This window comes from Nocardiopsis moroccensis (genome assembly GCF_055763695.1).
In genome coordinates this window covers 5,755,075-5,776,973 of sequence record NZ_CP199747.1, presented here as the reverse complement: position 1 = coordinate 5,776,973, position 21,899 = coordinate 5,755,075, and the positions used below count along the sequence as shown (strand labels likewise).

Sequence of the window (21,899 nt, the reverse complement as noted above, 5' to 3'; positions counted from 1 at the left end):
CAGCGCGCCCCCGGTGCTTCTAGTCACCAGAGGTATGAGTCCGATTCTCTTCAGCCACTCCCGAACACCTGCCGGCCATCAAGACCAGCACGCTCGGGTCCACTTTCGAGTCCGACCAACGATAGGAAAAAGTTGGCCTTCAAAAGACTCCTTAGAAAGGAGGTGATCCAGCCGCACCTTCCGGTACGGCTACCTTGTTACGACTTCGTCCCAATCGCCAGCCCCACCTTCACTCATTCCCTCCCCGAAGGGTTAGGCCACAAGTTTCGGGTGTTGCCGACTTTCATGACGTGACGGGCGGTGTGTACAAGGCCCGGGAACGTATTCACCGCGGCGTTGCTGATCCGCGATTACTAGCGACTCCACCTTCATGGGGTCGAGTTGCAGACCCCAATCCGAACTGAGACCGGCTTTAAGGGATTCGCTCCACCTTACGGTATCGCACGCCCATTGTACCGGCCATTGTAGCATGTTTGCAGCCCAAGACATAAGGGGCATGATGACTTGACGTCGTCCCCACCTTCCTCCGAGTTGACCCCGGCAGTCTCCCATGAGTCCCCACCATTACGTGCTGGCAACATGGAACAAGGGTTGCGCTCGTTGCGGGACTTAACCCAACATCTCACGACACGAGCTGACGACAGCCATGCACCACCTGTCACCCACCAACTAAATGACCCTGTATCTCTACAGGTCCACGGGTGATGTCAAACCTTGGTAAGGTTCTTCGCGTTGCGTCGAATTAAGCAACATGCTCCGCCGCTTGTGCGGGCCCCCGTCAATTCCTTTGAGTTTTAGCCTTGCGGCCGTACTCCCCAGGCGGGGCGCTTAATGCGTTAGCTACGGCGCGGAAACCGTGGAAAGTCCCCACACCTAGCGCCCAACGTTTACGGCATGGACTACCAGGGTATCTAATCCTGTTCGCTCCCCATGCTTTCGCTCCTCAGCGTCAGGTAAGGCCCAGAGACCCGCCTTCGCCACCGGTGTTCCTCCTGATATCTGCGCATTTCACCGCTACACCAGGAATTCCAGTCTCCCCTACCTACCTCTAGCATGCCCGTATCCACTGCAGAACCGGGGTTAAGCCCCGGTCTTTCACAGCAGACGCGACACGCCGCCTACGAGCTCTTTACGCCCAATAATTCCGGACAACGCTCGGACCCTACGTATTACCGCGGCTGCTGGCACGTAGTTAGCCGGTCCTTATTCCCCACCTACCGTCAACCCCGAGAGAACCCGGGGCCTGCGTTGGTGGTAAAAGAGGTTTACAACCCGAAGGCCGTCATCCCCCACGCGGCGTCGCTGCATCAGGCTTTCGCCCATTGTGCAATATTCCCCACTGCTGCCTCCCGCAGGAGTCTGGGCCGTGTCTCAGTCCCAGTGTGGCCGGTCGCCCTCTCAGGCCGGCTACCCGTAATCGCCTTGGTAGGCCTTTACCCCACCAACAAGCTGATAGGCCGCGAGCCCATCCCTGACCGATAAAACTTTCCACACACCACCAGGAGATGGTGTGTCATATCCGGTATTAGACGGCGTTTCCACCGCTTATCCCGGAGTCAGGGGCAGGTTGCTCACGTGTTACTCACCCGTTCGCCGCTCGTGTACCCCGAAGGGCCTTACCGCTCGACTTGCATGTGTTAAGCACGCCGCCAGCGTTCGTCCTGAGCCAGGATCAAACTCTCCATAAAGGTCCTGCAACCCTACCCGGCGACCCGAGGGTCTGCCTGGGACGGGTAAACCTAGAAGAAATCCTGACCAACCAACTCGCGTTGGTTAATCAAAGGAACCCTACGCACCGTGGTGCGTCGGGGCCAAAACAAACATGGCTTAAAGAAAATCAAACACGCGCTGTTGAGTTCTCAAGAAACAATCGCTTTTCCCGTACAAGCTCCGGAACGTGTGTTCCGGTTGCTCTTCCGTGGAAGGCTTTGTCGCGGTCCGGCCGCTGTTGCGGCTTTCTCGCTGTGTTGTGTCTTTACTTTATCAGGTGTTCCGCGCCCCGCCAAATCGGCGGTTTGTGTCTTTCCTGATCGGGGTAAAGCCCGTGTGCTCCGTTTGCCTTTGCGTTTCCGCCGTGTTGGCTTCCACTGGGCTTTTGAAGCGACTCTCCGAAGTTTACATGCCCCGAGCACCGCTCGAACCACCGTGTTTCGAAAAGAGGTGGACCGGCCCGCCCGCGGAAGAAACCGCGTTCGTCTCGCTCGGTCTTCCCCAACTCTACCCCCGGGCCGGAGTGCTCGTGACGGGTTCGGCGAAACTCCCCGGTGCCGTGGCTTACACACCGTCCCGTGCCCACCGCCGGCCCCACCGGCCCCCGCCGGCGTCACCAGCCCTACCGGCCGCGCCGACCCCGTCCGACCACCCCGGACGAGCGGTCAGAGCTTCTCGATGGGCGCGTACTTGACGAGCAGGTCCTTCTCCCCGATGTCGGCCCCGAAGTCGATCCGGGCCTTGGTCCGGTCACCGGCACCGTCGACCAGCTCGACCCGGCCCATCCCGAAGGAGTCGTGGTTGACCAGGTCGCCGACGCTCAGTGTGGGCGCCTCCTTGGCGGCCTTCGCCCTCCCGCCGCCGAACGTGCTCCCGAAACCACCGGAACCACCGCCGAAGCCACCACCCGAACGACCGCCGATGGTGCGGCTGGGCGGAGCCGCGAGAGTGGACTCGGCCCGCCGCCAGTCGACCAGTGCCGATGGGATCTCGTCCAGGAACCGGGAGGCCGGGTTGTAGGAGGGCGTCCCCCAGGCGCTGCGCACCGCGGCCCGGCTGACGTACAGGCGTTCCTGCGCCCGCGTGATGCCCACGTAGGCCAGGCGCCGCTCCTCCTCCAGTTGGGTCTTGTCCCCCAGGGTGCGGGTGTGCGGAAAGACGCCGTCCTCCATGCCGCTGAGGAAGACCGCAGGGAACTCCAGCCCCTTGGCGGCGTGCAGGGTCATCAGCGTGACCACGCCGCCCTCGTCGTCCTCGTCGGGGATCTGGTCGGTGTCGGCGACCAGCGCGATGCGCTCCAGGAAGTCGACCAGCGTCGGTTCACCGGGGTCGATGCCCTGGTTCTCCTCACCCTCCAGGTCCGCCTCGTCCTGCAGGAGCGTGGCGAAGGTGTGCTCGAACTCCCGGGCGAGGTCGACGAACTCCTCCAGGTTCTCCACCCGGCTCTCGTCCTGGAGGTCCTTGGACTCGGTCAACTCCGACAGGTACCCGGTCCTGCTCAGCACCGTCTCGACAATCTCCGCCGGGGTGCTGCCCGGGACGGTCTCGGCGAGCTCGTCCAGCAGGGCGGTGAAGTTCCTGATCGCCTTCGCCGAACGGGTCGCCAGGCCCGGGGCCTCGTCGACACGGCGTAGTGCCCCGGCGAACGAGATCCGCTCCCGGGCCGCCAGCAGCTCGATGGATTCCTCCGCGCGGGCCCCGATACCGCGCTTGGGCACGTTGAGGATGCGGCGCAGGCTGACCGTGTCCTCGGGGTTGGCCAGTACCCGCAGGTAGGCGAGGATGTCGCGGATCTCCTTGCGCTCGTAGAAGCGCACGCCGCCGACGATCTTGTACGGCAGCCCGGTCCGGATGAAGACGTCCTCGAACACACGCGACTGCGCGTTGGTCCGGTAGAACACCGCGACCTGCCCCGGCCGGACCACGCCCTCATCGGTGAGCCGGTCGATCTCCCCGACCACGAACGCGGCCTCGTCGTGCTCGTTGTCGGCGACGTACCCGATGATCTTCGGGCCCTCGCCCTGTTCCGACCACAGGTTCTTGGCCGGGCGCCCCTCGTTGCGGTCGATGACCGTGTTGGCGGCGGAGAGGATGTTCTGGGTGGAGCGGTAGTTCTGCTCCAGCAGGATGGTGCGCGCGTTCGGGAAGTCGCGCTCGAACTCCAGGATGTTACGGATGGTCGCGCCCCGGAAGGCGTAGATCGACTGGTCGGCGTCGCCCACCACGCACAGTTCGGCGGGCGGGACCACGCTGGTGTCGGAGTCCTCGGCCGCACCGACGAGTTCACGGACGAACACGTACTGGGCGTGGTTGGTGTCCTGGTACTCGTCGACCATGACGTGCCGGAACCGGCGCCGGTAGTACTCGGCGACGTCAGGGAACATCTGGAACAGGTTGACCGTGATCATGATCAGGTCGTCGAAGTCCATGGCGCCGGCCTCGTGGAGGCGGCGCTGGTACAGCCGGTAGGCCTCGGCGAGCTTCTTCTCCTGCTCGTTCTGGGCCTGTTCGGAGAAGGTGTCGTAGTCGACGAGCTCGTTCTTGAGGTTGGACACCTGGAAGCTGAAGGACCGGGGCGGGAAACGCTTGGGGTCCAGGTCCAGCTCCTTGCACACCAACTGCATGAGGCGCTGGGAGTCCGCGGCGTCATAGATGGTGAAGCTGCTGGGGTAACCCAGCCGGTGCGCCTCCCGGCGCAGGATGCGCACGCACGCCGAGTGGAAGGTCATCGTCCACATGGTGTTGGCCGCACGGGTGCCGAGGAGGGCCTCGATGCGCTCCTTCATCTCGGCAGCGGCCTTGTTGGTGAAGGTGATCGCGAGGATCTCCCCCGGGCGCACCCCGCGTTCGGCCATCAGGTGGGCGATGCGGTGGGTGAGGACACGGGTCTTGCCCGAGCCCGCGCCCGCCACGATCAGGAGCGGTGAGCCGGCGTGGGTGACGGCGTCGCGCTGGGGACCGTTCAGACCTTCGAGAAGCTGTTCTTGGGAGGACACGCCTACCAGGTTACGGCCGACCGGCGACATGCCCGTCCACGTCCGGTGCCGAGTGCGCCTTAGGCTGTTTTCACACCAGTCGAGTCCTTTGCTTCGCTGGTCCGTGTCCTTTATCGGGGGGAGATTGGTCTTGGCTGACCGGGAGTCCATGCGTGTGTTCGTCGACTGCGATCCGGGGATCGACGACGCTGTCGCGCTCGCCTACCTGGCCGCGCGGTCGGAGGTGGAAATCGTCGGAATCGGTGCGGTGTTCGGCAACAACGCCGTCGACGTGACCGCTCAGAACGCACTGCGCCTGCTCGACCTGTACGACCGCCCGGACGTGCCGGTGGCGGTGGGCGCCGCCCGGCCGCTGGTGCAGGAGCCGCGCCTGGCCGGGCACGTGCACGGCGGCAACGGCCTGGGCGACATCAAACTTCCCGAACCCGTGCGCGCGCCGGTACCGGAGACCGCCGCCGAGCTGCTCGTGCGGCTGGTGCGGGAGAACCCGGGCGAGATCGACGTGCTGGCCGTGGGCCCGCTGACCAACCTGGCGCTCGCGCTCGGGCTGGAGCCGCGTCTGCCGGCACTGGTGCGGCGGCTGGTGGTGATGGGCGGCGCCGTCGAGGTGCCCGGGAACGTGTCCTCGCACGCCGAGGCCAACATCGCCAACGACCCGGAGGCGGCCGAGGCCGTGTTCGCGGCCGGGTTCGACCTGGACCTCGTCGCGTTGGACATCACCATGAGGACGGTGGCCACCGGCTCCTGGCTGGACCGGCTCAAGGAGGTCCCCGGGACGCGCGCGCAGAAGACGTCCGCGTTCCTGGACTTCTACGCCGAGTTCTACCGGGGCATCTTCGGGGTGCGCCAGTGCGCGATGCACGACCCGCTGGCCGCGGCGGTGCTGGTGGACCCGCACCTGGTCACCGAGGCGTTCGACGCTCCGCTCCGGGTGGAGCTGGCCGGGGCGCTGACCCGCGGCATGACCGTGGCCGACCGGCGGCTGCGCCCCGGGCAGGACGAACGCCGTCCGGCGCGCGTGGTCACCGGGGTGCGTGAGGACGAGTTCCTGGACCGGATGCTCGACTCTCTGCGCTGACGCCCGCTCCGGTCCGTGCTCCGGACCGCACCGCACAGCCGAAACGGCCGCTCCCGAGGGGGCGGCCGTTCGCGTCTGCGGGGTGCCGGGGTGTCAGACCAGGCGGCGGGCGGTGGCCCAGCGGCTCAGCTCGTGACGGTTGGACAGCTGGAGCTTGCGCAGCACCGAGGAGACGTGCGTCTCTACCGTCTTGACCGAGATGAACAGCTCCTTGGCGACCTCCTTGTACGCGTAGCCGCGAGCGATGTGCCTCAGGACCTCGCGTTCGCGCTGGGTGAGGCGGTCGAGCTCGGGGTCGACCGGGGGTGCGTCGGTGGCGGAGAAGGCGTCGAGCACGAAACCGGCCAGGCGCGGGGAGAACACGGCGTCCCCGTCGGCGACCCGGACGATGGCGTCGGCCAGTTCCCTGCCGGAGATGGTCTTGGTGACGTAGCCGCGGGCGCCGCCACGCACCACGCCGATGACGTCCTCGGCCGCGTCGGAGACCGACAGCGCCAGGAACCGGATCTGCGGGTGCCTGGCGAGGACGCGCCGGAGCACCTCCACTCCCCCGCCGCCGGGCAGGTGGACGTCGAGGAGCACGAGGTCGGGGAGGGTCTCTCCGATGACGTGCACCGCGCTGTCAACGTCCCCGGCCTCGCCGATGACGTTGACAGCGTCACCGAGCTCGCCGCGTACCCCGCTGCGGAACAACCGGTGGTCGTCCACGATCACGACGCGGGGTACCGCCGCCTTGTCACTGAGGTTCGTGCTCTCTTCTCCCACACCTGGACCCTACCCACGGAACACCTCGGGAGGGTAGCCGCCCGCTGTCCGTATCCGGACTCCCCGCCCGGTCGGAGCCGCCGCCGGTACCGCTCCGTGTCCCGGCGGGCACGGAGGACCACATCCGCGGAGGGCTACATCTGCGGGATGCGCGGCATCCGGAGCTGAACCTCCGTGCCCTCGCCCGGTTCGGTGCGGATGCGGGCCGAACCGCCGTGGCGTTCCATCCGGCCGATGATGGAGCCGCGCACGCCCATCCGGTCCTCGGGGATGTCGCCGAGGTCGAACCCGGCGCCCCGGTCGCGGACGAACACGAGGACCTCTTCCTCCTCGACCTCGCCGAACACCGAGATGCTGTCGCTCCCGGCGTACTTGGAAGCGTTGACCATGGCCTCGCGGGCGGCGCGGAGCATCGCGCTGACGCCGTCGTCGATGGGGGCGTCGCCGACGCACACCACCTCGATCGGCACGCCGTGCTCCTCCTCGACCTCGGCGGCCACCCGTTCCAACCCGGGGGACACGGTGGTCTCGGCGTCGGCGGGGCGCTGGTAGAGCCAACTGCGCAGGGCCCGTTCCTGGACCCGGGCCAGGCGCTGGACCTCGCGCGGGTCGTCGGCGCGGCGCTGGATGAGGGTGAGGGTGTGCAGCACGGAGTCGTGGATGTGCGCGGCGAGTTCGGCGCGCTCGGCGTTGCGGATGCGCTCGCGGCGTTCGGAGTCGCGTTCGCGGATGAGCCCGATGATCCAGGGGGCGACGATCAGCGAGATCCCGGCGATGAGGGTGAACGCGAAGGTGAGTCCGGCCCGGGCCTCCTGGAGCTGCTGTTGGAAGACCAGGAAGCCGATGACCCCGACGACGACGAGCAGGATGCCCGCGGTGGTGCGCATGATGCTCTTGGGGCGCGAACGGCTGACGGTGCTGTTCATCCACTCGTCGCGTTCGGCGGGGTTGGCCTGTTGCCACAGGATGGTGGCCCCGAGCGCACCGAAGATGACGAACCACAGCAGGGGGTCGAAGACGCCGCCGAAGACCAGGAAGAGCATGCCCAGCGCGGCGGCGAGGCCGACGTAGGCGATGAGCTGCGAGATGTCGCGGCCCCGGCGTCGGGCGTCCTCGGTCCGCCCGGGGCCCTCCTCGGTCACCTCCTCCTGGGGCACGAGGAAGTACAGGGCCGCGTAGACGGCCACCCCGATACCGCCGACGGCGAGGGCCATGAACGCCAGCCGGACCACGAGCGGGTCCAGGCCCAGGTGCCGGGCCAGGCCCGAGGCGACACCGCCGAGGAGTCTGCCGTCGACCGCCCGGGTGAACCGCGGGGTCTCCACGGCTGTCGTTGGCACCGCCCGATCACCGCTCTCGTCTGTGGCACGCCGGGGTCGTCCCGGCGCGCGCGTGGGACTGGATGGTTTCCAGCATGCCCTGTGCGACCCCCGTGGGGCATCGGGGGCGTGCCCCTGGTCCTGCCCTGGTGTCCCGGTCAGGGTGGGTTCAGGGTCGTCCCGGATTCCCCCGACGACGCACCGGAGGCCACGATGGTTCCATGAGGAAAGTGTGGTGATCGACTATGACCGACGGTGAGGAGCCGACGGGGCCCGACGGGGGGACCGGCCCTGTGTCGGGCGCTTCGGCCGCGGACGTCCCCGGCGGGGCCGCCGGGCCCGAGCTGCGCCGCGACGACGAGCGGCGGGCCCTGGCCGGTGTGTGCGCCGGGTTGGGCGCGTACACGCGGGTCGATCCGGTGGTCTGGCGCGCCGCGTTCGTGCTGACGGCGTTCGGCGGCGGTACGGGGCTGGTGCTGTACACCGCGGCGTGGATGCTGATGCGCGACCCCCAGGGCGGGCCGGCGACCTTCGAGCAGATGCTGAACCGGGGCATCCCACCACACGCGGTACTGAAGCTGCTGACGGTGGGCCTGGCCGGGGCGACGGCGCTCAGCCTGGTGGGCGGGTTCAGCTGGGGGACGATGGTCCTGGCGATCCCGCTGGTCCTGGGGCTGCTGACCGCCCGGAACCGGGGGGTGGACCTGCGCACCTCGTTGCTGGCGCTCCGCTCGGACCTGGCCGCGCACGAGCCCCCTCCCGCCGGGCCGGTACCGCAACCGGTACCCGCCTACTACAACCCGGCCCAGCCGTGGGCCTCGGCTCCGCAGGGGCCGGTGGACCTGGCGGTGGTGTCGGAGCGCACGTCACTCGGCACGGAGGACGGCGGGGACGACGGCGAGGAGGACGAGCCCGACGACGGCGGTGTCGAGGACGGCGGAGGCGGGACCCGCGGCGGCTGCGGCGAGCGGAGCGCACGGGGGGCCAGGCGCTCCCCCCTCGCCTCGCACGCGCTGTGGACCGTGGTGGCCGTGGCCGTCGTGTGGGCGTTCTCGGCTCCTCACCTGGGTCCGCCCCTGTCCGGGGCGTCGACCGCCGAGCTCCTGTTCGGCCCGGAGTTCGGTGTCTACTTCACGGCGACCGCGGTGGCGGTGGTCGGACTGTTCTCACTGATCGGCACCTGGGCCGGCAACCCGCGCGGACTGATGTTCCTCGGCTGCCTGGCGGTGACGGCCTCCGTCCTGGTGGCCTCGACCGACGTCACCGGGCTGCGGTACGGCGAGAGGGTGTGGCAGCCCGCCACGCTCGCCGAGGCGGGCTCCGAGGACCTGCGGCTGCACGTGGGTGCGGGCACGCTGGACCTGGGCGACCTCGCCACCGGACTCCCGCCGGGGGAGACGGTGGACGTCGCGGTCAGGGTGGACGCGGGCGAGCTGGTCCTGGTGGTGCCCGAGGACGCACGCACCAACGTGACCTCGCAGGTCGGGCTCGGCGCGATCGAGTCCCCCGCCCCGGAGGGCGGGAGCGGTGAACGCCACGGTTGGTCCCTCGGCTACGAGGAGACCTTCGAGCCGACGGCTCCCCCGGGGTCCGCCGGTGACGGCGGGGGTTCCGGGGAGAGCACCGGGAACGAAGAGACGGAGGAGTCCGCTGAGGGGTCCGGAGACGATACGGACCAGGACGGGGTGCCCGTGATCAACGTGCGCACCGACGTGGTGGTCGGGAAGGTGGAGGTGCGGCATGGCCAAGCGCAGAACTGACTGGGGTTCGCTCGTCGCGGGGCTGCTGTTCCTCGGGCTCGCGGTCGCCTTCGTCGTCCGGGGCAGCGGTTCGTGGGAGTTCGACGTGATGTGGTTGCTGCCGGTACTCGCGTTGGGCCTGGGTGTGGCCGGAGTGGCCCGGGCGCTGTTCCGGTCCAGGGCCCGTGAGTCCGGGGGATCCGCGTCCCCGCCGGAGCGGGACTGACCGCTCCCGCGCCCGGCCCGGCCTACCCCGGTCGGTGCTCGGCGATGGCGGCGAACTCCTCGATGCCCAGGGACTCGCCCCGCGCCCTGGGGTCCACCCCGGCGGCGCGCAGGGCCTCCTCGGCCGCGGGGGCCGAGCCCGCCCAGCCGGCCAGGGCGGCGCGCAGGGTCTTCCGGCGCTGGGCGAAGGCCGCGTCGATCACCCTGAAGACCTCCTCGCGAGGGACCTCGGTGCTCGGCTGGGGCCGGCGGACCAGCTCCACCAGCCCGGAGTCGACGTTGGGGGCCGGCCAGAAGACATTGCGTCCGACCGTCCCGGCGCGACGCGCGGCCGCGTACCAGGCGACCTTCGCGGAGGGCACGCCGTAGATGCGGCCACCGGGTGTGGCGGTGATCCGGTCGGCGACCTCGGACTGCACCATGACCAGGACCCGCTCCAGGGCGGGGAGGAGTTCGAGCAGGTGCAGCAGGACGGGCACGGAGACGTTGTAGGGCAGGTTGGCCACGAGCGCGGTGGGTGCGGGCCCGGGGAGCTCGGTGATACGCATGGCGTCGCCGGGGACCACGGTGAGCCGGTCGGCGAGGTCGGGTGCGTGGTCGGCGACGGTCCCGGGCAGCGCCTCGGCCAGTGCCGGATCGATCTCGATCGCCGTGACCCGGCGGACGTGCGGGAGCAGGGCGAGGGTGAGCGAGCCGAGCCCGGGCCCCACCTCGACGACCACGTCGTCGGCGCCCACGCCCGCGACGCGGACGATGCGGCGGACGGTGCCGTGGTCGATGACGAAGTTCTGGCCCAGGGTCTTGGTGGGCCTGACACCGAACCGCTCGGCGAGCGCCCGCACGTTGGCGGGGGTGAGCAGGCGGGAACGGTCGTCGGGGTCGGGTGCGGGTGTCTGTGTCACCCACACATCTTGCCGGCCGCCGCCCACCTGCTCGTCCGCCCCGGGGGGACCGGTCGGTCGGGTGGACCGCCGGGCTCAGTCGAAGAGGTGGACCCCGCAGTGCGGCCACTGACTCTGCCAGTTCCCGCCGACCGCGTCGTAGAGCTGCTGTGCGCGCCGGGTCTGTTCGGCCGGGCCGGCCTCGGAGGGCAGGCCGCTGCCGCCGACGGACGCCCAGGTGCTGGTGCTGAACTGGTAGAGGCCGTAGTAGCCGCCCGCGGAGTTGACCGCCGCGGGGTCGCCGCCGGACTCGCACTCGGCGAGCCCGGCCCAGTCGAGGCCGGCCGCCCCGCCTCCGGCCGGGGACGGGGCGGAGACGTCCTCCTCGACCTTGGTGCCGATCTCCACCAGGCCCTGCACGGGCTCGGTGACGACCTCCTCGGCCAGTTCGTGCTCGACCTCCTCCCCGTGGCGCAGGACCAGGGCGGTGGTCACCTCCTTGAGCCCGTCCTCGGGTTCGGTGACGACCTCGCGTTCGCCCTCGGGGAGGTCGGGGTTCTCCCGTTCCACGGTCTGTGCCTCGATGACGATCTCCTCCGTCTCGGGTGTGCCGAGGACGGGCACCACCCGGACGACCATGTCGGGTTCGGCGGGCTCGTCGGGTTCGGGGGAGACGATGTCGTGTTCGCCGGGCTCGATCCCGGCGGAGTCGAGGACGTCCTGGACGGTTCCGCCGGTGGTGCGCGTCTCGGAGCGGACCGTGTCGTACATGACGACCATGCGGGGTGCGCGCTCGGCGCTGACGGAGAGGCCGTCCTCGGGGACGGGGGTGTCGTGGCCCCGGGAGAGCTCGACGCCCTCCGGGTCGAGCCCGATCTGGTGGAGGGCCTCGCCGAGGGTGGCGGCGTTCACCCGGTGGACGTGCTCGTGGCCGTCGAGGTCGATGGTGACCGCACGCGGGGATCGGACGATGACGTGGTCTCCGCTACTGACGGGGGTGTCGGGGGCGGGTGCGACGGCGTCGTGTTCGCCGAGCTGGATCCCGGCGGAGTCGAGGACGTCCTGGACGGTCCCGCCGAAGGTGCTGACCTGGGTCTGCGCACCGTCGGCGTCCAGGGTGACGTTCTTCTCCACGGCCATGGCGGTACCGCCGCCCGCCGCGACGAGTCCGGCGACCGCGGCCGCCAGGAGGAGGAGCGGGGGCGGGGACGGACGGGAGCGTTGGTGCCTCCTGGAGCGACGGGCGCCCCCGTTCCTCCCGGTTTTTGCGGACATGACTTCTGCACCCTTCTGCGCGGAAGGACTGATCGTGTGTGGGAATTCCGGGGGGCGCTCCCGTTGCGGAGCGTTCACGCCCCCGGAGGTGTCGTCGCTGTTCGGGCATGGCGCGCACGGGGAGAGCGAGTGGCCGTTCGGCCATCCGGCAGCTGAACAGGGTCACATTAACACCACCCCTGGAAATGCTTTTGTCTTTGACCAAAAACCATTTACTGACAAAATCCCCGAAGGTGATCTTTTCCCTTTCTCCGTCACCAGCCGGGGGGCGGCCTGGCGGCGGCGGGGCCTACCCTGCACAATGAACCGAACGTCGTTCTAGTAAGCCTGAGCCCCGGAGGCACCATGGGACCCCTCAACGGAATCCGCGTCGTCGAGTTCACCGGGATCGGCCCGGCGCCGATGGCCGGGATGCTCCTGGCCGACCTGGGCGCCAGCGTCATCCGGATCGACCGCCCGCAGGCGGCGAAGGCCATGCGCGCGGGCTCCGCCGGGCCGCACATGAGCGAGGGGCGCCCCGTACTGGGCGTCGACCTCAAGTCGGAGGAGGGCCTGGCCCGCGCACGCGAACTCGTCTCACGGGCCGACGTCCTCCTGGAGGGCTTCCGACCCGGGGTGATGGAGCGCCGAGGGCTCGGCCCCGACGACTGCCTGGAGCTCAACCCCCGCCTGGTGTACGCGCGCGTGACCGGCTGGGGACAGGAGGGCCCGCTGGCCCACACCGCCGGGCACGACATGAACTACGTGTCCGTGAACGGGGCCCTGCACTCGATCGGCCGGGCGGGAGGCCCCCCGGTCCCCCCGATCAACCTGCTCGGTGACTTCGCCGGCGGCACGATGTTCGCGGTCACCGGTGTCCTCGCCGCCCTCCTGGAGCGGCAGGGCTCCGGACGCGGCCAGGTCGTCGACGCCGCCATGGTCGACGGCAGCGCCCTGCTGATGTCGATGGTGCTGGAGGACCGGGCACGCGGTTCGTGGAGCGACGAACGCGGCACCAACTACCTCGACACCGGGGCCCCCTGGTACGACGTCTACGAGTGCGCCGACGGCGGGCACGTGTCCGTCGGCTGCATCGAGCCGCAGTTCTACGCCGCGTTCCTGGAGGGCACCGGGCTGGTCGGCGAGGACCTGCCCGAGCAGTGGGACCAGGCGGGCTGGCCCCGGCTGCGCGAGCGCTTCGCCGAGGTGCTGCGCACGCGCACCCGCGACGAGTGGGGCGCGGTCTTCGAGGGCACCGACGCCTGCGTGATGCCGGTCCTGTCCCCGGAGGAGGCACCCGACCACCCGCACGTGCGGGCCCGCGGGGCGCTCGTCCGGGAGGGCGGACGGGTCCTGCCCGGCCCGGCCCCGCGGTTCGACCGCACCCCCGGCGGCGTCACCAGGGGCCGCCCCCTGCCCGACGCCGACGAGACCCTGCGGGAGTGGGGCCTGGCCCCCTGACCGCTCCCCCGGCCGCGCCCTGGGCGCTCCCCCCGGAACGCGCCACGCGGTTCCGGCGCCTGGACGCGTTCGCGACCCCGCGTCCGGAATCGCCGTTTTCCCCGCTCAGAGCCGCCTGATCACTAGTGTGGGCGGCCGAGGCGATCACGCGATCAGAGGGGGCCGCCATGTCACCGAGTCGACGGCTCTGCCTACGCCCGGGAGTGCGCCTGTACGCCCTCCTGTTGGCAGCCGCGGTCCTGGTGTGCACGGCCCCCGCCGCGGCGGGGGCCGTGAGCGCGCCCGGGGCCGACCCCGACATCACCCGCTCCGGCCCCGTGGTCCTGGTGGGCGTCCCCGGCCTGCTGTGGGAGGACGTCACCCCCGAGCGCACGCCCACTCTGTGGGAACTGGCCGAGGTCGGCGCGATCGGTAACGTGTCGATCCGCACCGCCACCTCCCGCACCTGCCCCACGGACGGTTGGCTCTCGGTCTCCGCCGGGCAGCGCGCCCTGGCCGAGCGCGATCGCTTCACCGTGTGCGAAGCGGCTCCGGAGCCGGTCGTGGACGGCTCGGGGGCGGCCGTGCCCGGGTACGGGTCCTACATCGAGCAGAACGCGGGGGCGCCCTTCGCCGCACCGGTCGGCATGCTCGGCCAGACCGTGCGCGACCGGGGCGGCCTCACCCTGGCCGCCGGTCCGGGCGCAGCGCTGGGAGCCGCCGACGAGTCGGGCAGGGTCGACCACTACGTGGACACCGTGCGCGAGCTCACCCCGGAACGGCTCCGAGGCGTGTCCCTGGCCGTGGTCGAACTGCCCGAACTCACCCGCCTGTACCCCGAGCTCCCGGCCGGGCGGGGGGCGGACGGGCGGGGGCCCGCCGAACCCGATCCCGACGAATCCGATCCCGACGTGCCCGAATGGGAGCGTGACGAGGCCCTGGAGAGGATCGACTCCCGGCTGGCCGCCCTCACCGGACTCCTGCCGGACGGCGCCTCCCTGACGGTGGTCGGAGTCTCCATGGACACCGGCCCCTCACAGTTGACCGTGGCGATGAGCGGGACGAAGACCGACGGGGAGGTGACGGGCCCCGGAGCGTACCTGGCCTCGGAGTCGACGCGGCGCCCCGGTCTGGTGGCGCTGACCGACACGAGTGTGACCGTGCTGGCCGCCCTGGGCGTGCGCCCGGCCGAGCCCACCGGAGGCCGGGTCTGGCAGCTGGGCGAACGCCCGGGGGACATCGAGGAGGCCGTCGACCGGCTGGTGGCCTTCAACACCGCCGCCGTGGTCGTGGGTTCCGCCGTCCCCGGGTTCTTCAGCGGCCTGGTCGCACTCCAACTGCTCATCTACGCGGCGGCCGCCTACGCGCTGCACCGGTACTCCGACTGCGAGCGGGGGAAGCGGGCCCTGGTGCTGTCGGTGACCAGGGTCGTGGCCTTGGCGGGTGCGGCCTTCCCGGTGGCGAGCTATCTGGCCAACCTGATCCCGTGGTGGACGGCGACCACCCCGCCGCTGGCGCTGTTGGCCTCGGTGCTGGCCGCGGACGCCCTGGTGGTGGTCCTGGCCGTCGCGGGCCCGTGGCGGAGGAGCATCCTCGGCCCGATGACGGTGGTGGCCGGCGCGACCACCGTCGTGCTCTTCCTCGATCTCTGCTTCGGCGCGAACCTCCAGATGAACTCGCCCACCGGGTACTCGCCGATCGTGGCCGGCCGGTTCTACGGGATCGGCAACATCGCCTTCGCCACCTTCGCGACCGGCATGCTCATGGCGGTCGCGGGCGTCGCCCACGTGCTGATCTCCCGGGGCAGACGGCGCGCGGCGGTCGTCACGGCCCTGGTCGTCGGGGCGGCCTCGGTGCTGATCGTCGGCTGGCCGGGGTTGGGCACCGACTTCGGCGGGGTCATCGCCCTGATCCCCGGGCTGGCGGTGACCACCATGATGATCGCGGGGGTGCGGATCACCCCGGTGCGTCTGGCCGTGGTGGGCGTGTCCGCGGTCACGGCCATCTCCGTGCTGGCCTGGATGGACTACCTGAGGCCGGTGGCGGAGCGGAGCCACTTCGGCGCGTTCGCGACCCAGGTGGTGAACGGGGAGGCCGGAACCGTGCTTGCCCGCAAACTGGGCGCGATGTTGGGCACCCTGGGCAACTGGCACCTGACCCTGTTGGCCGCCGGGGCCCTGCTGTTCCTCTTCGCAGTCCTCAACCGGCCGGGGAACTGGCGGATCGGGGCGCTCCAGCGGGCCTACGAGTACGCTCCGACCCTCCGCGCGGGTCTGACCGGATCCCTGGTGACCGCGCTGGTGGGCTTCGCCGCCAACGACTCGGGGGTGGCCATCCCCGCCCTGGCCCTGACCGTGGCGGTGCCGCTCACCCTCTCCGCCTGTGTCTGGGCCCTCCAGCAGCGCGACCAGGAGCCGGCTCCGGAACCCGAGCGGATCGGGCATGCACAGCCGATGTGACCCATACCTCACCACTCCCGGGAAAGGTAGGCCGCACGGGCACGACCCGGCGTCTCTCACGTCACGAAACGGCCACGGCGCTGTGGTAAAGTCCGAGGCTGGACGACCTCGGTGACTCAGAACCCGGTGCCGCGACAGGGCACACGGGGGGTCGAACCGGAGGGGACGACCGGCCCAGCCACACTCCCCGCCGACACCCACCGGGGAATGCCCGCCGCCGTAGGCGGGTTCTCACGAGCAGAGGGCCGGACACGGCACCCGAGCCTCCGGCGGAACCGCCGGGCGCGGGGGCAACGCACTCCAGTCCCCGAACCCTCGAACGCCGTCATCATCGATGACACGCACAGCACCAGGAACTTTCGACGCAGTTCGACGCGTTCCTCAAGGTGCCGTGCTTTTCCGAGCAAACCAGGCGAGAAAGGCGTTTCCTCCCCCGGTTTCCAGCCCGGGGCACCACGCAAGGAACTAGATGAACCATCAGCTTGGCTCACGCGGTAACGCAACCAACGCACCGGTCACCACGCGTCCCCGGTGGGGCGACGCGCGGCCTGCCTCGCCGACCCACCGGGCACGGCCCGAGTACGCCGGAGTCGCAATGCCCGACCTGACCATCTCCTCCACCCTGCACGAGTCCGGACGCGTCCTGGCCCTGGACGGGGAGATCGACATGGCCACCGAGACCCGCTTCCAGGAGGCGGTCACGGAGGCGTTGACCACACAGCCCTTCGGCCGTGTCGTGCTGGACTGCTCCGATCTGCGGTTCATCGACTCCAGTGGGCTGCGCGTGCTCATCCGCGCGCTCAAGGCCGCCAAGGAGCAGCAGGCCCTCCTGGTGATCGCCGCGCCCGTGCCGCGGGTGGTACAGACCCTGCGTGTGACCGCGCTGGACACCCGGATCCCGGTGTACCCCTCGGTCTCCCAGGCGCTGGCCGCACCGCAGGCCGCGAACTAGCCCCGGGCGGCACGCCCCGAGCAGCACACGAAGGCCCCGCGTCGGCACGCGGGGCCCGTCGTCGTGTCCGGGGCCGGCTCCGGGTCCGGAAGAGCACCGGGCTCAGAAGAACAGCATCCACACGCCCAGCGCGGTGACGGCCACGTTCACCAGCAGGAACACCATCACCCAGAAGGTGCCCGGCAGGCCGGTGAGGCGTGCCAGCTGATCCGCGTCGGAGTGCGGTGAGGGGTTGCGTACGCGCTGCGACTGGAGCTCGATGACCGGGCGCACCCCGGCGAAGAGCAGGAACCAGATGAACAGGTAGGCGAAGGCCGCCTGGACCTCGTGCGGGGTGAACCAGCTGACGCCGAAGACCACCGCCCCGGTGACCACGATCGACAGCGCGCCGTAGAAGTTGCGGATCATCAGCAGCATGGCGGCGAGCACGACGATGCTCAACCACAGCAGCGCGGTGATACGCCCCGACATCAGCATGAGGATGCCGAGCAGTCCGATCACGGTCGGGGCGACATATCCCGCGAAGACCGTGAGGATCATGCCGATGCCCGTGGGCCTGCCCCGGGAGACCGTCACACCGGACGTGTCCGAATGCAACCGGATCCCGGTGAGCTGACGCCCGCTGAGCAGGGCGACGAGGGCGTGCCCGCCCTCGTGGGCGATGGTGACGACGTTGCGCGCCACCCGCCACGGCGGGCCCAGCAGGACGGCTGCCAGGGCGACCACCGCCGTCGTGACGACGATCCACTGCTCCGGGTCGGGTTGGACGGACAGTACGTCCTGCCACACGTCACCCAAGCTCGTTCCCACCACTGGACTCCCGACTCCCTGCGTCGACCGGACTGCCGTCAGCGGGCCCGCTCAGCCGGCACCGCGGCGTCCGGGAGGCGCGGAGAACACGGGCCCCTGCCGAACTTTAGGGCATTTCGGAGGGTGCCGTGTCGGGCGGTCGGCCGGGGTCCGGTCCGAAAACTCTCCCTGTTTCGGAAGCGATGAACTGGCCAAACAAACACACCCCACCTACAGTCACGACTGTAAGTAGCAACACGACTACAAAGAGCAAGGATTTCGTGTGAAACGCTTCGCCGCTCTCAGCCTCATGACCCTGGCCACCGGCGCCGCCGTGGCCATGGCCGCCTCCCCCGCCGCCGCGGGCGGGGGGTACGAGGGCTACGACGGGTACGACCACGCCCACCGCACCGTGGCCGAGCAGGGCCACGAGTACGGGTACGGCTACTGGCCCGAGAAGGACCGGGACACGGGTTGGAGTAGGGGTTACCACGGCTACTACTGACCTCCCGGTACCGGGCCCGTCCACGGGTCCGGCCGGAGGCTCCGGGCCCCGGTCGTGTGACCGGGGCCCGGACGCGTGGGGGACGACTGGCGCGGCGCCCGCCGGGGGGGCGGGCCCCGTCAGGCCGCTCCGGCCTCCGCCGCCGCCCGGAGGCGCTCCAGCGTCCGCTCGATGCCCCGGGCGTTGCGCGCCGGGGCACCGCTCAGCACGTAGAGGGCCGCCTGCCCCCGCGAGTAGTCGAAGGTCTCGGTGACGAGGGTCCCTCCCCCGGCCAGCTCCTCGAACTCGTAGCGCCAGCGGTGCGACCCGACGTGCCGCCAGGCGATGAGCCGTCCCTCCTCGAACTCCACCACCCGGTTGGTCATCCGATAGGGAAGCCCGAGCATCCTCATGTCCATACCGAACTCGGAGCCCAACTCCAGCCGCTCCGGGCCGAAGTGCGCCTGCTGGACGGTGCCCGACCCGTCGAACACGGGGTGCTGGGAGGGCGCGGCGACGAGGTCGAAGATGCTCTTGGCCGGAGCGTCGACGACAACGCTCCGAGCCACCATGTGTTTGGCCATGACCGCATCATGTCACCGCTCCCCGCACCGCCCTCACCGGGGCCGACGGGTGCCGTTGGGACCGCTCACTCCCGCACGGCGTGCCGCTCCACCCCGGCCAGCGCGCCGTCCGATGACACGTGCACGACCCAGAAGGACCCCTTGCGCAGGCTGCGCTGCTGGGACAGCGGTGCGCCCAACAGGGTGAGCGCCTCGGTCATCAGTTGGGGTACCAGTTCGCCGTGCGTGCACACCACGGTGGGCAGCCTCTCCGCCAGGATCCGCCCGAACGCCTCCTTGGCTTCCTCCACCTCGTACCCCTTCCCTTCACGGCCCACCGTGAAGGCGCGTTCGGTACGCATCGCAACGTCGCACTCGACCGTGTAGGGGAGGAGGGACTCGGTACAGCGCGCCGCCGACGAGGACACCGCGCGGGGCCGGCCGTAGGCGGCCAGCACCCGGGGCAGGGCCAACGCGTCGGCCCTGCCGGTCCCGTCGAGCGGGCGCAGCAGGTCGTCGCCGTTCCAGGCCCGCTTCTCCCCCGCCGAGAGGTGGCGTAGCAGGACCACCGGAAAGGTCCGGGCCGGTCCGGCCCGGAAGTTGTCGAGGACCCGGACGTCGTGGTCGTAGGTGAGCCGTTCGCGGGCCGCCCCGACGGGCACCCACTCCACGGCCTCCACCTCCTCGTTGGGTTCGTAGTCGATGGTCCCGCCCGGTTGGGCCGGGGTGGCCGCCCACCATTCCACCTGCTTGGGCCAACCGTCCTTGAGATAGCGCTGCGGCGGCAGGCGGCGCCCCATCACGGGGGTCAGCCCGGTTTCCTCCTCCACCTCCCGGACCGCGCCGGTGACGGGGTGCTCCCCGTTCTTGAGCTTGCCCTTGGGCAGGGTCCAGTCGTCGCGGTCCGGACGGCGGATGAGGACGACCTCCCGACCCTGGGAGGAGTCTCGCCAGAGCACCGCCCCGGCTGCCCGGATCGGCTCCAGGTAACCGCCCACCGCCGTGTCTCTCGGGGGGAAGGCACTGGTCACTCGGATGTCGGAGCCGAAGGTTCCGGTCCCGGATTCATGGGTGTTCACCCGTCCACCACTCTCAGGTGCCGGTCGCCCCGCAGGGTGTCCTGGAGGTCGACCAGCGGTTGTCCCTCCTCGTCATGGGTGACCCGTTTCCACGTGCCGTCGGGTTCGAGTCGCCAGGAGGAGGTCTTGTCGGACATCGCCAGGTCCATGATGCCCACCAAACGGCGGCACTGCTCGGGTTCGGCGATCCGGACCAGCGCCTCCACCCGCCGGTCGAGGTTGCGGGGCATCAGGTCCGCGCTGCCGATCCACACCCTGGGCCGCCAGCCGTTGGCGAAGACGAAGACCCGCGAGTGTTCGAGGAAGCGTCCGAGAATGCTGCGCACCCGGATGTTCTCGGACAGCCCCGGAACCCCGGCGCGCAGCACGCAGCTGCCCCGTACCCACAGGTCGACGCTGACCCCTGCCTGCGAGGCGCGGTAGAGGGCGTCGATGACAGCCTCGTCGACCAGGGAGTTCACCTTGATACGGATGCGGGCGGGCTCCCCCTTGAGACTGTTCTCGATCTCGGTGTCGATCTGCTGGAGCAGCCCCTTGCGCAAGGCCGCGGGGGCGGTCAGCAGCCTGCGGTAGTGCTTCTTGCGGGAGAAGCCGGTGAGGCTGTTGAACAGTTCGCTGACGTCCTCGCCGACCTCGGAGTCGGCACTGAACAGACCGAAGTCCTCGTAGATGCGCGCGGTGCTCGGGTTGTAGTTCCCGGTGCCGACGTGGCAGTAGCGGCGCAACAGCCCGTCGTCGTCCTTGCGGATGACCATGGACAGCTTGCAGTGGGTCTTGAGGCCGACGACCCCGTAGACCACGTGGCAGCCCGCGCGTTCGAGCTTGCGGGCCCACTGAATGTTGTTCTGTTCGTCGAAGCGGGCCTTGACCTCGACCAGGACCACGACCTCCTTGCCCCCTCGGGCGGCCTCGATGAGCGACTCCACGATGGGGGAGTCCCCGCTGGTGCGGTACAGGGTCTGCTTGATCGCCACGACCTTCGGGTCGGCCGAGGCCAGCTCCAGGAAGCGCTCCGTGGTGGTGGCGAAGGACTCGTAGGGGTGGTGGACCAGGATCTCGCGTTCCCGGATGGCCGCGAACAGGTCGCCGGAGGTCAGGGCGCGCGGTTCGACCGGGACCATGGGCGGGTACCGCAGTTCGGGTCGGTCGGTGTCGGCGATCTGGGTGAGGCCGGCCAGGTTGAGCGGGCCGGGGACTCGGTAGATCTCCTCCTCCTCCGCGCCCAGCTCCTCGCGGAGGATCGACAGCACCTCGTCACTGATGGTCTGCTCCACCTCCAGGCGCACGAGCGGGCCGAACCGGCGGCGCAGGAGCTCGTTCTCCAGCGACTGGACGAGGTCGTCGGTCTCGTCCTCGTCGACCTCCAGGTCCGCGTTGCGGGTGACCCGGAAGGCGTGGTGTTCGACCACCTGGATGCCCTCGAAGAGCTGGGGCAGGTGCGCGGCGATGATGTCCTCGACCGGCACGAAGCGGCCGCCACCGTGTGTGGTGAGTTCGATGAACCGGGGCAGCGAACTGGGTACCTTGACCCGGGCGAACATGTGCCGTTCGTCGTGCGGGTCCCGGACGGTGACGGCGAGGTTGAGCGAACGCCCGGAGATGTAGGGGAAGGGGTGCGCCGAGTCGACCGCGAACGGGGTCACCAGCGGGTAGATGGACCGGCGGAAGTAGCCGTGCAGGTACTCGCGTTCGGCGGTGTCCAGTTCGTTCCACCGGACGATGCGGATGCCCTCCTCGGCCAGGGCGGGGGCGACGCTGTCCTCGAAGCAGGATGTCTGGCGCCGCATGAGTTCGTGCGTGAACAGGGAGATGCGTTCGAGGAGGTCCCGCGGGTGGTGACCGCTGGCCGAGGCGACGGACAGCCCCGTGGCCAGACGGCGTTTGAGCCCGGCGACCCGGACCATGAAGAACTCGTCCAGGTTGCTGGCGAAGATGGCGAGGAAACGGGCCCGTTCGAGCAGCGGGATGTCCTCGTCCTCGGCGAGTTCGAGCACCCGCTGGTTGAAGCGGAGCCAACCCTCCTCCCGGTCCATGAACCTGTCGGCGGGCAGTTCCGCGGTGCCGGGGCCCGCTGGCGTTGACGCTGATTCCGTGCTCACAGTGGGCAGACTCCCCCTTTTTCATGACCACCCGGTGACAACCCCATGAGGGGAAAATGACCGAAAC

At 69.9% G+C, this 21,899-nt stretch carries 16 protein-coding genes and 1 rRNA gene; 7 read left to right on the top strand and 10 right to left on the bottom strand.

Going from position 1 to position 21,899, the window contains the following annotated elements; translation table 11 throughout:
* Positions 1–155: 155 nt before the first annotated feature.
* Both ACUKCB_RS25605 and pcrA read right to left on the bottom strand, forming a co-directional pair.
* Positions 156–1,688 (bottom strand): 16S ribosomal RNA (locus ACUKCB_RS25605).
* A gap of 687 nt (positions 1,689–2,375) precedes the next feature.
* Complete coding sequence (pcrA, locus tag ACUKCB_RS25600) at positions 2,376–4,706, bottom strand: DNA helicase PcrA (protein ID WP_473038104.1); 2,331 nt, start codon at positions 4,704–4,706, stop codon at positions 2,376–2,378.
* 148 nt (positions 4,707–4,854) lie between these two features.
* Here pcrA and ACUKCB_RS25595 point away from each other — a divergent pair, with 148 nt between their 5' ends.
* Positions 4,855–5,784 carry a nucleoside hydrolase gene (locus ACUKCB_RS25595; protein WP_473041138.1) on the top strand — a complete coding sequence of 310 codons (930 nt, stop codon included), beginning with the start codon at positions 4,855–4,857 and terminating at the stop codon, positions 5,782–5,784.
* A gap of 93 nt (positions 5,785–5,877) precedes the next feature.
* On the opposite strand, the gene ACUKCB_RS25590 is transcribed toward ACUKCB_RS25595, so the two are convergent.
* Both ACUKCB_RS25590 and ACUKCB_RS25585 read right to left on the bottom strand, forming a co-directional pair.
* A complete protein-coding gene (locus ACUKCB_RS25590) occupies positions 5,878–6,549 on the bottom strand; it encodes a response regulator (RefSeq protein ID WP_191266338.1) in 672 nt (223 codons plus the stop codon).
* A gap of 134 nt (positions 6,550–6,683) precedes the next feature.
* The gene (locus tag ACUKCB_RS25585; protein ID WP_473038103.1) at positions 6,684–7,889 is read right to left on the bottom strand and encodes an ATP-binding protein; all 1,206 of its coding nucleotides are present in this window, start codon (positions 7,887–7,889) and stop codon (positions 6,684–6,686) included.
* A gap of 224 nt (positions 7,890–8,113) precedes the next feature.
* Between ACUKCB_RS25585 and ACUKCB_RS25580 the strand changes: the two genes are divergently transcribed.
* Complete coding sequence (locus ACUKCB_RS25580; RefSeq protein ID WP_473038102.1) at positions 8,114–9,628, top strand: PspC domain-containing protein; 1,515 nt, start codon at positions 8,114–8,116, stop codon at positions 9,626–9,628.
* Positions 9,609–9,833: a hypothetical protein gene (locus ACUKCB_RS25575; RefSeq protein ID WP_473038101.1), complete on the top strand. Its 225-nt coding sequence runs from the start codon at positions 9,609–9,611 to the stop codon at positions 9,831–9,833. Before ACUKCB_RS25580 ends, ACUKCB_RS25575 begins: the two co-directional genes overlap by 20 nt.
* 22 nt (positions 9,834–9,855) lie before the next feature.
* Here the strand turns inward: ACUKCB_RS25575 and rsmA are convergent, their stop codons facing one another.
* Both rsmA and ACUKCB_RS25565 read right to left on the bottom strand, forming a co-directional pair.
* Positions 9,856–10,740, bottom strand: a complete 885-nt coding sequence (rsmA, locus tag ACUKCB_RS25570) for a 16S rRNA (adenine(1518)-N(6)/adenine(1519)-N(6))-dimethyltransferase RsmA (protein WP_473038100.1) — start codon at positions 10,738–10,740, stop codon at positions 9,856–9,858.
* Positions 10,741–10,809: 69 nt separating this feature from the next.
* On the bottom strand, positions 10,810–11,988 hold the full coding sequence (locus ACUKCB_RS25565; protein ID WP_473038099.1) for a ubiquitin-like domain-containing protein: 1,179 nt from the start codon (positions 11,986–11,988) through the stop codon (positions 10,810–10,812).
* A gap of 345 nt (positions 11,989–12,333) precedes the next feature.
* On the opposite strand from ACUKCB_RS25565, the gene ACUKCB_RS25560 reads away from it, so the two are divergent.
* The 3 genes from ACUKCB_RS25560 (at position 12,334) to ACUKCB_RS25550 (ending at position 16,818) form a co-directional block, all read left to right on the top strand.
* Complete coding sequence (locus tag ACUKCB_RS25560; protein ID WP_473038098.1) at positions 12,334–13,428, top strand: CaiB/BaiF CoA transferase family protein; 1,095 nt, start codon at positions 12,334–12,336, stop codon at positions 13,426–13,428.
* Positions 13,429–13,595: 167 nt separating this feature from the next.
* On the top strand, positions 13,596–15,866 hold the full coding sequence (locus ACUKCB_RS25555; protein ID WP_473038097.1) for a hypothetical protein: 2,271 nt from the start codon (positions 13,596–13,598) through the stop codon (positions 15,864–15,866).
* A 595-nt stretch (positions 15,867–16,461) separates the two neighbouring features.
* Complete coding sequence (locus ACUKCB_RS25550) at positions 16,462–16,818, top strand: STAS domain-containing protein (protein ID WP_473038096.1); 357 nt, start codon at positions 16,462–16,464, stop codon at positions 16,816–16,818.
* Positions 16,819–16,920: 102 nt separating this feature from the next.
* Here ACUKCB_RS25550 and ACUKCB_RS25545 read toward each other — a convergent pair whose 3' ends face one another.
* Positions 16,921–17,616 carry a M50 family metallopeptidase gene (locus tag ACUKCB_RS25545; protein WP_473041137.1) on the bottom strand — a complete coding sequence of 232 codons (696 nt, stop codon included), beginning with the start codon at positions 17,614–17,616 and terminating at the stop codon, positions 16,921–16,923.
* A gap of 274 nt (positions 17,617–17,890) precedes the next feature.
* Between ACUKCB_RS25545 and ACUKCB_RS25540 the strand changes: the two genes are divergently transcribed.
* Complete coding sequence (locus ACUKCB_RS25540) at positions 17,891–18,112, top strand: hypothetical protein (RefSeq protein WP_473038095.1); 222 nt, start codon at positions 17,891–17,893, stop codon at positions 18,110–18,112.
* Between the two features lie 119 nt (positions 18,113–18,231).
* On the opposite strand, the gene ACUKCB_RS25535 is transcribed toward ACUKCB_RS25540, so the two are convergent.
* The 3 genes from ACUKCB_RS25535 to ACUKCB_RS25525 form a co-directional block, all read right to left on the bottom strand.
* Positions 18,232–18,675 carry an SRPBCC family protein gene (locus ACUKCB_RS25535; RefSeq protein ID WP_473038094.1) on the bottom strand — a complete coding sequence of 148 codons (444 nt, stop codon included), beginning with the start codon at positions 18,673–18,675 and terminating at the stop codon, positions 18,232–18,234.
* Between the two features lie 65 nt (positions 18,676–18,740).
* A complete protein-coding gene (locus ACUKCB_RS25530; RefSeq protein ID WP_473038093.1) occupies positions 18,741–19,733 on the bottom strand; it encodes an NUDIX domain-containing protein in 993 nt (330 codons plus the stop codon).
* A complete protein-coding gene (locus ACUKCB_RS25525) occupies positions 19,730–21,832 on the bottom strand; it encodes an RNA degradosome polyphosphate kinase (RefSeq protein ID WP_473038092.1) in 2,103 nt (700 codons plus the stop codon). Before ACUKCB_RS25525 ends, ACUKCB_RS25530 begins: the two co-directional genes overlap by 4 nt.
* Between the last annotated feature and the right edge of the window lie 67 nt (positions 21,833–21,899).

Bases quoted from the DNA above. Each gene is read 5' to 3' on its own strand.
- ACUKCB_RS25535 (WP_473038094.1), bottom strand. From the start codon at position 18,675: ATGGCCAAACACATGGTGGCTCGGAGCGTTGTCGTCGACGCTCCGGCC.
- ACUKCB_RS25550 (WP_473038096.1), top strand. From the start codon at position 16,462: ATGCCCGACCTGACCATCTCCTCCACCCTGCACGAGTCCGGACGCGTC.
- ACUKCB_RS25595 (WP_473041138.1), top strand. From the start codon at position 4,855: ATGCGTGTGTTCGTCGACTGCGATCCGGGGATCGACGACGCTGTCGCG.
- ACUKCB_RS25565 (WP_473038099.1), bottom strand. From the start codon at position 11,988: ATGTCCGCAAAAACCGGGAGGAACGGGGGCGCCCGTCGCTCCAGGAGG.
- ACUKCB_RS25580 (WP_473038102.1), top strand. From the start codon at position 8,114: ATGACCGACGGTGAGGAGCCGACGGGGCCCGACGGGGGGACCGGCCCT.
- ACUKCB_RS25555 (WP_473038097.1), top strand. From the start codon at position 13,596: ATGTCACCGAGTCGACGGCTCTGCCTACGCCCGGGAGTGCGCCTGTAC.
- ACUKCB_RS25575 (WP_473038101.1), top strand. From the start codon at position 9,609: ATGGCCAAGCGCAGAACTGACTGGGGTTCGCTCGTCGCGGGGCTGCTG.
- ACUKCB_RS25560 (WP_473038098.1), top strand. From the start codon at position 12,334: ATGGGACCCCTCAACGGAATCCGCGTCGTCGAGTTCACCGGGATCGGC.